The sequence below is a fragment of the Bacteroides sp. 1001302B_160321_D4 genome (assembly GCF_015667765.1).
GTDB classification, from domain to species: domain Bacteria; phylum Bacteroidota; class Bacteroidia; order Bacteroidales; family Bacteroidaceae; genus Bacteroides; species Bacteroides xylanisolvens.
The window spans coordinates 1-13769 of record NZ_JADPLO010000099.1; the positions used below are offsets into that span (position 1 = coordinate 1).

The following is a 13769-nucleotide window of genomic DNA, read 5'->3' on the forward strand; positions in this document are numbered from 1 at the left end:
AGGCGAAGCCTACTGACTGGTTGAGATTCAACCTAAATAATAATATAACTTTGCAAATGATAAAACGTCCGATGCCCAACCAGTCTATTATTTATAATAAGATAGGTTCGCATCGTCCGTCACAAGTTACACATTTGCCGATTGATTCAAAATATAATATTCCCAGCTGGAACGAAACGCTTTTCATGCAAAATTCGAATTATGAAAATAATCGGCTTTCAGATGCCTTGTCAGTATCCGCTACGGCTACTCTAATGAAAGGATGGGATGTTACGGCTGAAATGAAGATACGTTTTGATGTAGAAAATAACAATATGATTCTATATGAGAATCCGCAATATGAAACTCCTTTAGGGACGCTAAAACCGGGTGATGCTACTGGACGCAGGCAAGGATTCTCTTATCCGAATATCGATTGGAAGTTAATGAAGTTCGGTTCTTATGCCCGTGGAAGTCTGTTCAATTATTATTTGTCGCCTAATGTGTCCAGTATGTATATTCAGCAATGGGGAAAACATTCTTTCAAGGCAATGGCGGGATTCCAAATGGAAATGAAAGAAGATTCCAATGAGTATATGTATAAAGATGGAATGATGAGTAATGATATCTTTTCTTTTGCAAATGCCAGCGGGAACGTCATAGCCGGAGAAGATCGTACACATTGGGCTACAATGGGGGCTTACCTTAAGTTGAACTGGAATTATGACAATATATATTTCTTTGAGTTCAGCGGGCGTTATGATGGCTCTTCACGTTTTGCAAAAGGAAACCGTTGGGGATTTTTCCCTTCATTCTCTGCTGGTTATGATATTGCCAGAACAGATTACTTCCAGAGGCTGAAACTTCCGGTGTCTCAATTGAAAGTCCGTGTGTCTTATGGTCGTCTGGGTAATCAGAATGGAGCCGGATTATACGATTATCTGGCTACTATGTCATTGGATGCTTTGGGATCTAATGGTTGGTTATTGCCTACTGCCTCTTCTGCCAGTGCTATCAAGGGAACGATAGCAAAGACCCCTAAAATGGTAAGTCCGTTTATTACATGGGAAAAAGTGGATAATGCAAACTTGGGACTTGATTTGATGCTGTTCGACAATCGGCTTTCTTTAGAAGCAAATATATACCAGCGCATGACAAGGGATATGATTGGTCCGGCCGAAGCTATTCCCGATATTAGTGGTATAGCTTCCGAAAACCGCTCTAAAATAAATAATGCTACATTGCGTAACCGCGGATGGGAGCTTTCGGTGAACTGGCATGATCAGCTGAAATGTGGATTTAGTTATGGCGTAGGATTCAATGTGTTTAGCTATAAGGCTGTCGTTACCAAATATAATAATCCAGATGGAACCATTTACAATAATCACACCGGGTATGGTCCTAATAAAGGATATTATGAAGGGATGGATCTTGGTGAGATTTGGGGGTATCAGGCTGACGACCTTTTCATGACAAACCGTGAGATTGATGATTACTTGCGAAAGGTGGATATGAGTGCGCTCAAGCCGGATGACATGTGGCGTCGTGGAGATTTGAAATATATAGATTCCAATAATGATGGGAAAATAGATGGTGGTGACGGTACGATATACAATCATGGTGACTTGAAGATTATTGGTAATACAACTCCCAAATATTCGTTCGGTATCAATTTGAATGTGGGATATAAGGGTTTTGAAGTATCTACTTTATTGCAAGGAGTGGCAAAAAGGGATTTCCCGATTTCGGGAAGTAGCTATATGTTTAGTGCAGGTAGCTATAACTTCAAGGAGCATCTGGATTATTTCAGCCCGGAGACTCCGAATGGCTTTTTGCCTCGTCTGACTAGCTGGAAAAATAATCAGGACTTTTATGTAAATACAGGGTATAATTCAACTCGCTATTTATTGAATGCAGCTTATATGCGTATGAAGAACCTGACTGTATCATATAATTTCGATAAGAAGTTGCTAAAACATATCGGTATTAGTCGACTGAAATTGTATGTAGCATGCGATAACCTGTTTACTGTAACAAAATTGCCAAAACAGTTTGATCCGGAAACGCTTAATCAGGTGAACGGAATGGCTGGAGGTACTACTACAGAGGCTCCGGGTCTAACCTCACCGGTCGTATCTAATGGTAATGGTATGGTGTATCCGCTAAACCGGAATTTTGTATTCGGACTTGATTTTACTTTTTAAATAGAGGATAATGATGAAAAAAATATATTTATTAGCAGTAGCTTTAGCCGGTACTTTATTGACTTCCTGTTCTGACTTTCTGGATAAAGTGCCTTTGGTGGTGCCCAGTAGCGAGACATTCTTGACGAATCAAAGTGCCGTGACTAATTATGTCAATGGTTTGTATATTGCTCTTCCTTCTGCAGGTGCCTATGGCATGGGAATAATGGGAGAAGAAAAGAATAGTGATAATATGGTAGCCATGGTGTATGACAGGCGTATGAACGGGGAGTTGCAAGAATCTATCGGAGGCGTAACAGAATGGCAGAAAGGATACCAGAATCTACGTAGTGTCAATTACTTCTTAGAATATTATAAAGTACCGGCAGCTGAAGAAACAGCGGAAGTATTATCTCTGAAAGGAGAAGCCTATTTCTTTCGTGCATATTGGCACTATTACTTGTTGACTAAATTCGGCAGTATTCCTGTGATGGACAAGTTTTGGGATGGAAACGCTACCGTTGGCGGGTTACAGATTCCGGCACGTGATCGTTCGGCAGTGGCACAATTCATTCTTGATGATTTGAAGGCAGCTAAAGAGTTGCTATATTCCCGCAGCAAATATCAGGGATTGCGTATTTGTAAAGAAGCTGCTATGGTTATGGCGATGAGAGTGGCACTCTTTGAAGGTACGTGGGAGAAATATCATAAAGGTACTGACTTTGCCGCTGCCGAGTATAAATCAGATGATTTTTTGCAGCAAGTACTTACTTTGGGGGATGAATTGTTTCAAATGGGTATTACATTAAACACAAAAGAGAATGATAAATCAGTGAAGAATATTGATGATGCGTATGGAAACCTGTTCAATTCAAAAGATTTGTCGGCTACTCAGGAAGTGTTGTTTTGGAAGAAATATTCAATTGCCGACAACTTGGTTCACAGTTTAAATACGAATTTATCCAGTGGAATGTGTGATGCTGAAGGACCAGCCGGACTTTCTCAATCATTAGTAGATAATTATTTAAGTGTGGATGGCAACTTTATTGATCCCACAGCCGCAAAATTTAAAGATTTCAATGAATCTTTTAAGGATAGGGATGGTCGGTTGCTGGCCACTGTAATGCATTCGGACTGTAAATACAAATCGATGACAGTGAAAGGAGCTAAGAAAATGCTGGTGAAGGCTTATTCAGAGGAAGATAAAGATTTAATCAATCCTCCTCAAATTGTAAGTACCGGAAATCAGAGTAATACTACCGGCTATCATATCCGTATGGGAATTGATACTACATTCGTAAGTGGGCAGGGAGAAACTGCCACTCCAATGATTCGTTATGCAGAAGCCTTGCTGGCTTATGCAGAAGCTGCGGAAGAATTGGGAAAATGTGACGCTGCTGTTTTGGAGAAGACTATAAAGCCATTACGCGAACGGGCCGGAGTCACTTATCTCGCTCCATCAGCTATTGATCCCAATTTCCCTGATTTTGGTTATACAATTTCTGCCAATCTGCAAGAAATCCGTCGGGAAAGACGCTCTGAACTGCCATTGCAGGGAATGCGTTTGGATGATTTGATGCGTTGGAGAGCACATAAGTTATTCCAGGGGAAACGTGGCGGAGGCGCTTACTTTGGAGCCGGCAGCGTTTTATATAAATCAATTGATCCGAAGAATGAAGAATTGGCTCAAATTCTGGTAGACAATAACGATTACTTGGATCCACTGAAAAATGTTCTTCCACGTGGGTTCCAGTTTGATGCGGGACGTGATTATCTACTTCCGATTCCACCGAGCGAGATATCATTGAATAAAGAACTGACACAGAATCCGGGGTGGCGCAAAAATTGAGAAGCATCAACTTAAGTTCATTGATAATTATAAAGAAAAAAACATGAAGAATATATTCTACAAACTATTTTCAATATCTCTATTGGGTGTATGCTTGATGGGATGTGAAGATGAAACTAAGTATTTGCCTTTACCACAAGCTGTTCCTTTTACGATGACTGTCAATAATACGACTTTTGTAATGGGCGAAAAGTTAGTTGTCGATTTGGATATTAATCCGGATAAGGATGGAAGCGAGGTTTTGGCTAACGAAGATTTTGATATTTATTTTACCGCTAAAACTGGTACGGAGGATGTGTCCGGCGTATTCAAAGATTTTCATAACATCGTTACTTTTCCGAAAGGTGAGAAGAGTATTCGTGTTGAGTTCCCTCTGAAAGAAACTGGATTGGAAGGAAGTAAAAACTTTAATTTTGTAGCTTTTTCCCGCGGATACGAGATTGGTAACCCTAGTTTTCCTATGAAAGTGTCCGATTACTATCGGGTAAATATGGCAATACAAGGCAATGCGGACAATATAGTAACGGAAGGTGATAAATTTGTGTTGGTAGCCAGTCTGGATAAACCGAGGGCAATACCTATTGTGGTAAGTATCAGCGCAAAAGCGGAGGATGAGAGCTCTTTTGAAAATTTGCCCAGTGAACTGACTATTCCTGCAGGAGCGCTGAACGCAAAAACTGACCCTATATCTTTAGTTATGGATGGAGCGAAGACAGGAGATAAGGAGTTGACATTGAATTTCACTTCAAACTCTGAAGCTAATCCGATGAAGTCTGATAAATTAGTAATTATGATGACTGACCTCGAATCTCTTGCCAATCCGGATATGTATGATCCGACCTTGGTGTATGAACATCCGGAATATCCATTTGTATCTAAAGGCAATAAAAGCAAATTCGATGCTTGGTGGGGGAGTGACAGAAGCTCGTCTGTAGAAATAACCGGAAAAACGGGTGCTAAACCTGGAACTGATTATGCTTCGTTAACTTCGCATCCCAACCAGAAATTAGCAGAGGAAGGATGGAAATTCTGGAGTGGCGTAGAGTTCCATTTTATACAAAGCTCTTTCGGGTGGAGTATGCCGACGAAGCCGAATACGTCGTTTGGTAACTATAGGCATTGGTCTTTTAATTATATTCCAACTAAATCAATACAAGATGTGTTTGCTGCTAATCGCGATAAATGTTCTAATGTAACAGAAGACGGTACTTATCAATTGTGGGTACAAGCTGGTTCCACACCGGGAGACGGACTTGGTGCGAGTAGAGATTACGGTTCGGCTGCTGTATATATTGGAAGAGGCGGTTCAGGTGCTTCTACCCGTTTTATACACATCAATCCGGGAATGCGTATAGAAATGAGAGTGCGTGTGACGGGAGATCGTACGGGTATTGTTCCGGTCATTGAGCTTAGAGATGCACCTGGGGGCGTATTTGATAAACAAATACAGAGAATCGATATTCTTAGAAATACGAAAGGAAACTTGGTGACACAAGGTGTTTTCTCGACAATGGAAGATGGTACTAAAACAAGCCCACTCCCCAAAATTGGTGATTATAATATTTATTGGGTAGAATTGACTACAGATGGAATAAAAGTAGGAATCAATGGAAGTACGAATGTAGATGTCCCTTCGACAAGTTCTTGGGGTTTTGCTCCTGCAGATGGCTTGGCTTTGGATTTCCTTTTTGCTCCGGCAGACAATCGTCCGGACGGATGGGATAGTGTATTGAAGGCTATTTCCGAACCTAAGACCGATCCGAATACACCTATGATGGAAATTGATTGGATTCGTTTTTATACGAATAGCACGTATTCGGACGAAGGCGTGACATACTGGGCAAATGCAGGTCAATTATTCTACTAATATAGTGTTCTGCTTTCAATAGATTAATTGATAAAATGTCGGAAGTCAGGTGTTTATGCATCTCTTTCGACATTTTCACTCTTAAAAGTTTTATTACCATGAAGAAAGAAATCTTAATTATTCTCGTGCTATTGACGTCTTTGATTAGTATGCATGCCGCCAACTTGACATCTCCCCCTATTTCAATAGTTCCCCGTCCGGCGCAGGTCGTGCCGGGAGAGGGCAACTTTACCTTCTCTTCTCAAACGCTGTTTTCGGTAGAGAACCATGAGCAGGCTGTCATCGTCCGCAACTTTATAAACTTATTGAAGAGAAGCTCGGGGATCACCTCACAGTTGGCAATAGGTGGCAGTGAGAAGAGCCATGTCTGCTTTACAATCGACTCTTCTTTAAAAAGCGAAGCCTATCAGTTGGCAGTTACTCCGGAACAGATTCAGGTAAAGGCATCGGATATAAAAGGCTTTTTCTATGCATTACAGACCATCCGCCTATTGTTGCCGTCGGCTGTTGAAGGCAATCAACAGGCTAAGAATATCCGATGGAGTATCCCCGCCGTAACCATTCAGGATGAGCCGCGCTTCGGTTATCGGGCATTGATGCTGGATGCCGCCCGTTTCTTCATCCCCAAGGAAAACGTGTTGCGTATCATCGACTGTATGGGCATGCTCAAAATCAATACGCTTCATTTCCATCTCACGGACGATAACGGCTGGCGATTGGAAATCAAGAAATATCCCCGTTTGACGGAAGTGGGAGCATGGAGAGTGAACCGCATGGACGTTCCCTTCTATTTCCGCCGTAACGCCGAACCGGGTGAACCCACTCCTATCGGTGGATTTTATACACAGGAAGATATTAAAGAAATGGTCTCCTATGCTGCCGACCGCCAGATAGAAATTATCCCCGAAATAGATATGCCGGCTCACAGCAACGCTGCACTGGCTGCCTATCCGCAACTGGCCTGCCCCGTAGTAGACAGTTACATCGGAGTAATTCCGGGTTTGGGCGGAAGTAATTCGGGAGTGATTTATTGTGCCGGAAACGATAGTGCATTTACATTCTTGCAAGATGTTTTAGATGAAGTGATGGCAATCTTCCCTTCGCGATATATTCATCTGGGAGGAGATGAGGCGCAGAAAGGGTACTGGAAAAAATGCCCGCTTTGCCAGCAGCGGATAAAGAAAGAGCACCTTGCCAACGAAGAAGACCTGCAAGGTTACTTTATGAAACGGATGAGCGACTATGTACGCAGCAAAGGACGCGAAGTGATAGGTTGGGATGAACTGACAAATAGCAGTTTCCTGCCGGAAGGTGTTATCATCCAAGGCTGGCGCGGACTCGGTACGGCTGCTTTGAAAGCCGCGGAAAAAGGACATCAGTTCATTATGACCCCTGCCCGCATCTTGTATCTGATTCGTTATCAAGGCCCGCAATGGTTCGAACCCCAGACCTATTTCGGAAATAACACGCTGAAAGACATCTACGATTACGAACCTGTGCAAGCGGACTGGAAACCGGAATATGCTTCTTTGTTAAAGGGCGTACAGGCATCTATGTGGACGGAGTTCTGCAATAAGCCGGAAGATGTCGATTATTTAGTGTTCCCCCGTCTTGCCGCCCTGGCGGAAGTGGCATGGACACAGCCCGAACACAAGGACTGGACTGCGTTTTTGAAAGGACTGGATGCCTATAATGAGCATCTGACAGCTAAAGGCATCGTTTACGCCCGTTCAATGTACAACATCCAGCATACGGTAACTCCAAACGATGGAATGCTTGAAGTGAAACTGGAATGTATCCGTCCTGATATGGAGATACATTATACGACGGACGGCAGCGAACCTACGGCAACTTCACCGCTCTACGAAAAAATAGTGCCTGTAAAAGAGGCGCTTACCCTAAAAGGTGCAACTTTTGCGTACGGCAGACAGATGGGAAAGACATTGATACTTCCTGTCCGATGGAACCTGGCTACCGCCAAACCTGTACTGGGAACCAATCCGACTGAAAAGCTCCTGACGAATGGAATACGCGGAAGCCTGAAATATTCGGATTTCGAGTGGTGCTCATGGGCGGACAATGACTCTGTCTCTTTTACGATTGACTTGCTGAAGCCGGAAATGCTGAACACGTTGACATTGGGATGCATCACGAACAATGGAATGGCTATCCATAAACCGGCATCCGTGAGGGTGGAAGTTTCGGATGATAACTCCAAGTTCCGCGAAGCCGTTGTGCAGAGCTTCACGTCTGAAGAGATTTTCCGTGAAGGGAATTTTATAGAAAACCTGTCATTGAAACTGGGAGGCACACAGGCCCGTTATGTACGTGTGACCGCCAAAGGTCCGGGAGTTTGTCCTGCATCTCATGTGAGACCGGGACAGACATCGAGAATCTTTTTTGATGAAGTGATGCTGGAGTAAGACAAGCCAGGCAGGTGTGGAGGGCGACGCATAAGCGCGGATTATTTTTTAAGTCTAGTAAGGTGGCGATTGATTAAATAGGCTATATATAGCTTGCGTGTTGGAGCTATAGATCCAACACGCAGGTCATATATGCCCAACACATTGGATCTATATGTCCAATACGCACGGTATATATAGCTTGCAAGTAACTGATAAACAGCGTTATTCTACCAGACTTTTTGCTCTTTCCAATGCTACGTTGATATTCGGGCAGATATTCTCTTTTCCCAGCAACTCGTAGAATCCGGCTTTTTCCAGTACATTATGCACGTTCTCGTTGACTCCCGAAAGGATAATGGTAGTCTTTTCCTTCTGCGACATTTCGCAGAGAGCAGTCAGGTTATGAATACCTGTGGAGTCGATGAACGGAACCTTGCGCATACGGATGATACGTACTTTCGGGCGGTCTCCCAGTTGTGTCATTGTTTCTTCAAACTTGGTAGCGATGCCGAAGAAATAAGGGCCGTTAATTTCGTATACCTCTATACCTTTGGGAATCATCAGGTTTTCTTCGTGTACGGTAATATCCGATTCTTTGTTCGGGTCAATCTCATCGGTAATCACTGAGATTTCGGTAGTCTCCATGACACGTTTCATAAAGAGGACGCAAGCAATCACCAGTCCCACCTCGATAGCGACAGTCAGGTCGAAGATAACGGTCAGGAAGAACGTGATAAGCAGTACGGTAACGTCCGATTTCGGATTCTTCAGTAAAGCTCTGAATACACGCCATCCGCTCATGTTGTAAGATACGATGACCAGTACTCCGGCAAGGCATGCCATCGGGATATATTGTGCGAGTGGCATCAGGAAGAGCAGAATCAACAGTAATACTACTGCATGAATGATTCCGGCTATCGGTGTCTTACCTCCGTTGTTGATATTCGTCATGGTACGGGCGATAGCTCCGGTGGCAGGAATACCTCCGAACAGAGGAGCTATGATATTGGCAGCTCCCTGTGCAATCAGTTCTGTATTGGAATCGTGGCGGTCGCCTATCACACCGTCGGCTACAGTGGCAGACAGCAGCGATTCGATAGCTCCCAATACGGCAATGGTGATAGCTACCGGAAACAATTCCCTGATAGCTTCCCAATCCAACGCAGGCACAACGGCATCGGGCAACTCTGATTTAATGGTGAAGCGGTCGCCGATTGTCTGGATGCAGTCGATTCCTCCGAAAGTTTTCATCAGGTAAACAGCTACCGTCACTACGATGATGGCAATCAGCGAGCCGGGAATTTTCTTTGAGAACTTCGGAGTGATGGCGATAATAATAATGCTGACAATACTAACGATGGTATTCCACCAGTTGATCGTGTCGAAGTGTCGGAAATAAATCAGCCACTTCCCGACGAAGTCTCCCGGCACTTTCTCGTCTCCGAAAGATAAACCGAAAATATCGGCAATCTGGGTCGTGAAAATAGTGACGGCGATACCGCTGGTAAATCCGACGATGATAGGATAAGGAATGAATTTGATGACAGCTCCCAGCTTGAACACTCCTAATAATACAAGGAGTACGCCCGCCATTAGCGTGGCTACAATCAGTCCGGCCTCGCCGTATTGTTGTATGATGCCATAGATAATGACGATAAATGCTCCCGTAGGACCGCCGATCTGGACTTTGCTGCCTCCCAACAGGGAAATGATGAATCCCGCAATGATAGCGGTGATAATACCTTTTTCGGGCGAAACTCCCGAAGCGATACCGAAAGCGATAGCCAGTGGAAGCGCTACGATACCTACGATGATGCCGGCCATCAGGTCCGCCATAAACGTTTCTTTCGAATAATTCTTTAGACAAGAAACCAGTTTGGGTTTAAATTCAAATAGCTTCATTTTTAGATGTTATTATACGTGTACTCTGTACTTTTTTGCAAAGTAGAGGTTGCAAAATTAGATAAAATAATCGAAATAAGTATGTTTTTGAACATACTATTTGTCTGTTGATAGATTTCGTCAATGAGGTGATAGTTTTTATTCATTAAGAAAGGTGGTTTATTGTGAACAAATCGTTTATATTTGCGTTATAAATAGTACGACAAGTTACGTTTGGTAATCAACCAATTTAAAATATATATAGAATTATGGCTAAGAGTATTAAAGGAACTCAAACAGAGAAAAATCTGTTGACTTCATTCGCAGGAGAATCACAGGCTAGAATGCGTTACACTTATTTCGCAAGTGCAGCTAAAAAAGAAGGCTACGAACAAATTGCGGCTATTTTCACTGAAACTGCCGATCAGGAAAAAGAACATGCAAAACGTATGTTTAAGTTCCTCGAAGGCGGTATGGTAGAAATCACTGCCAGCTATCCGGCCGGTGTAATTGGTAATACACTTGAAAATCTTCGCGCTGCCGCAGCGGGTGAACATGAAGAATGGTCACTGGATTATCCTCACTTTGCCGACGTGGCAGAACAGGAAGGTTTCCCGATGATTGCTGCTATGTACCGCAATATCTCCATCGCAGAAAAAGGTCACGAAGAAAGATATCTTGCCTTCGTAAATAACATCGAAAATATGACTGTATTCGCTAAAGAAGGCGAAGTGGTATGGCAATGCCGTAACTGCGGTTACATTGAAATCGGTAAGGAAGCTCCTGAAGTTTGCCCGGCATGTCTGCATCCACAGGCTTATTTCGAGGTGAAGAAGGAAAACTATTAATCTACGGATGAATTAGATAGAGGGGATATATCCATTAGGTATATCCTCTTTATATGTTACTATGGAAATCATATTATACGATTCAGAAATAAAAAGATTAAAACTCTCCAAGTTTCAAATGGATTATCTATCTTTGCTACAAATTGCAGTTGTATGTCATCAAGAAGAACTAATAAACTTGTAGTTCCCTTTGTAAAGTGGGTTGGAGGAAAGAGGCAGATACTTTCAGAAATTGAAAAGTATTTGCCTTCAAAATTTGCAACTTACTACGAGCCTTTTATTGGTGGAGGAGCGTTACTTTTTCATATACAGCCAAAAAATGCCATTATCAATGATTTTAATGCTGAATTAATAAACCTTTATACTGTAATAAAAGAAAATCCATTAGAACTGATAGCGGATTTGAAAAAACATAAAAATGAAGCAGACTATTTTTATGAGATTCGGAGTCTGGATAGAGATAGAGAGAAATTTTCGGCATTAACAAACATAGAAAGAGCTTCGCGAATTATATTTCTAAATAAAACTTGTTATAATGGTTTATTTCGAGTGAATAGCTCTGGGGAATTTAATACTCCTTTTGGTAGATATAAGAATCCTAATATAGTCAATGAGATAACTATAAAAGCTGTCTCCTTATATTTGAATAATTCCAATGTCTTAATAATGAATGGTGATTTCGAGGAGGCTTTACATAACGTTTCTAAAGGTGATTTCGTTTATCTCGATCCTCCTTATGATCCGTTATCAAACAGTTCTTCATTTACGGGATATACTCAGGGAGGATTTGATCGTACAGAACAAGAACGGTTGAGAAATGTTTGTGATTGGCTGCATGCAAAGAAGGCAAAGTTTCTCTTATCAAACTCATGTACTGATTTGATTCTTGATTTATATAAGAACTATAACATAACTGAAATAAAGGCCATTCGATCCATCAATTCAGATGCTGAAAAGAGGGGACAGGTCTCTGAAGTATTAATAAGAAATTATGAATAATGCAAGTAAGATAGACACTAATTGGACGAAAATTTTTAATAAATATCCTATTCTGCAAACTATAAAAGATGAAGGAAAGTATATTATAACAGCACAACAAATTAAAGAATTTTGGGAGCCTCGTTTGATGACTAAACACGATCATAGTGTCAATAGACCCCAGATATTTATAGATAATTCTTTGTCTATTTTGCCAATTACACGAGGAAGCTATATTATTGGTGCAATGGACTTGTATCATGATTTTGCATTATCTGATAGAGAGAAAGTCTTTGATAGTACAGATAGTATGCCTGTTTCTTCACCTGCATTTATTGAGTCTATTGATTTTAATAATATCACAAGTGAGGCTACGGCTATTAATAGCATATATGTTTCGGATATTCTCAGGGATTTCTTGAATGAACCGACCTTGTTGCCTACGGTAAATGGGCGAATGGGAGCTGGAAGTTTCTCATTTAGTGTCAATTGTTTGTCAGGTGAAGATACTTCTCTTTTAGTGGATGTAAGTAACTCACAGATAGAGATTGATGGAGGTTATGAAGGAACAAATTCTTTGTGTTTGATTGAAGCTAAAAGTTCTCTTTCTACAGATTTTTTGGTACGCCAACTTTACTATCCCTTTAGATTATGGACTAATAAGATAACTAAGCCTATCAGACCTGTATTTTTATTGTATAGTAATGGTACATATTATTTATTTGAATATGCTTTTGAAGAAATAGGTAATTATAATTCCCTAAAGAGAGTGCAATATAAAAAATATCGTATTGAGAACGATGTGATAACCTTACAGGATATACTTGAGATACCAAAGCGTATTCCAGTTGTCAAGGAACCGCAAATTCAATTCCCACAAGCAGATTCGTTGGAACGCATTATCAACCTTTGTGAAATTATGAATTCGGATAATAAAGCGTTTAATAAATATGGTATAGCAAAAATATATAGTTTTGATGAGCGCCAGTCAGATTATTATGCGAATGCAGGTGTTTATTTGGGTTTAATTCAGCGGTATAAAAAAGGGAGTATCTACAATTATAAACTATCGAATTTAGGGAAACAAATTTTTAAATTGCCATTGCGAAGCCGACATCTTCGGGTGGCAGAATTGATTCTTAGCCATAGTCCTTTTAGACAGACATTGAAGAGTTATATTGATAATGCTAATATCCCATCTAAAGAGGAGGTAATAGATATCATGAGGCATTGCGAACTTTACCGCATGTCTGAAAATTTATATTATCGCCGTTCCAGTACAGTGATTAGTTGGATAAATTGGGTACTTAATTTACGTACTGAATAAATTCGTATAATGCCCTTAAAATCATATTATAAATCATCGGATGGAGCATTTACTCTTTTACTTGGCGATTGTCGACAACTTTTGTCACAGTTTGATTTTCAATTTGATATGATTTTTGCTGATCCTCCTTATTTTCTTTCGAATGGAGGGATTTCTGTACAATCTGGTAAAATTGTTTGTGTAGATAAAGGAGATTGGGATCGTAGTTTTGGCAAAGAATCCATTGATAATTTTAATTATAAATGGATTGCTGATTGTCGTGACAAACTTAAAGATAATGGTACAATTTGGATATCAGGGACTTATCATAATATTTTTTCTGTAGCTAATCAGTTAACTGAACTTGGGTTTAAAATTCTTAACTGCATTACGTGGGTAACCATTCTATTTTCCGCCTTGACATAAGTTGTTAGCCGCCATATCTTTGCGCCGTAACCTTTAACAAGAATGAT

8 protein-coding genes and 1 pseudogene are annotated in these 13769 nt (G+C 41.1%); 8 read left to right on the plus strand and 1 reads right to left on the minus strand.

Translation table 11 applies throughout. The features are described 5' to 3' along the window. The 4 genes from KFO40_RS24170 to KFO40_RS24185 all read left to right on the plus strand — a co-directional run. The coding region (locus tag KFO40_RS24170) for a SusC/RagA family TonB-linked outer membrane protein (protein WP_211146874.1) at positions 1 to 2183 on the plus strand (2183 nt) is incomplete at its 5' end. Positions 2184 to 2196: 13 nt separating this feature from the next. Then, positions 2197 to 4011 (plus strand): RagB/SusD family nutrient uptake outer membrane protein, encoded by a 1815-nt coding sequence (locus KFO40_RS24175; RefSeq protein WP_008023680.1) that lies wholly within the window; start codon positions 2197 to 2199, stop codon positions 4009 to 4011. Between the two features lie 43 nt (positions 4012 to 4054). Beyond that, positions 4055 to 5878 carry a DUF5006 domain-containing protein gene (locus tag KFO40_RS24180; protein ID WP_008023682.1) on the plus strand — a complete coding sequence of 608 codons (1824 nt, stop codon included), beginning with the start codon at positions 4055 to 4057 and terminating at the stop codon, positions 5876 to 5878. A gap of 98 nt (positions 5879 to 5976) precedes the next feature. After that, the gene (locus KFO40_RS24185) at positions 5977 to 8301 is read left to right on the plus strand and encodes a family 20 glycosylhydrolase (protein ID WP_211146875.1); all 2325 of its coding nucleotides are present in this window, start codon (positions 5977 to 5979) and stop codon (positions 8299 to 8301) included. A 204-nt stretch (positions 8302 to 8505) separates the two neighbouring features. Here the strand turns inward: KFO40_RS24185 and KFO40_RS24190 are convergent, their stop codons facing one another. After that, entirely contained in the window at positions 8506 to 10185 is a 1680-nt protein-coding gene (locus tag KFO40_RS24190; protein ID WP_004298804.1) for a SulP family inorganic anion transporter, read from the minus strand. A gap of 248 nt (positions 10186 to 10433) precedes the next feature. On the opposite strand from KFO40_RS24190, the gene rbr reads away from it, so the two are divergent. From rbr to KFO40_RS24210, 4 genes and pseudogenes are all read left to right on the plus strand, one after another. After that, positions 10434 to 11012, plus strand: a complete 579-nt coding sequence (rbr, locus tag KFO40_RS24195; RefSeq protein ID WP_004298806.1) for a rubrerythrin — start codon at positions 10434 to 10436, stop codon at positions 11010 to 11012. A gap of 153 nt (positions 11013 to 11165) precedes the next feature. Further along, the gene (locus KFO40_RS24200) at positions 11166 to 12011 is read left to right on the plus strand and encodes a DNA adenine methylase (protein ID WP_004298811.1); all 846 of its coding nucleotides are present in this window, start codon (positions 11166 to 11168) and stop codon (positions 12009 to 12011) included. Then, positions 12004 to 13317, plus strand: a complete 1314-nt coding sequence (locus tag KFO40_RS24205; protein WP_004298814.1) for a type II restriction enzyme — start codon at positions 12004 to 12006, stop codon at positions 13315 to 13317. The genes KFO40_RS24200 and KFO40_RS24205 overlap by 8 nt, the downstream gene beginning before the upstream one ends. Positions 13318 to 13326: 9 nt before the next feature. After that, positions 13327 to 13695, plus strand: a pseudogene (locus KFO40_RS24210) (DNA methyltransferase); the annotation flags it as partial. Between the last annotated feature and the right edge of the window lie 74 nt (positions 13696 to 13769).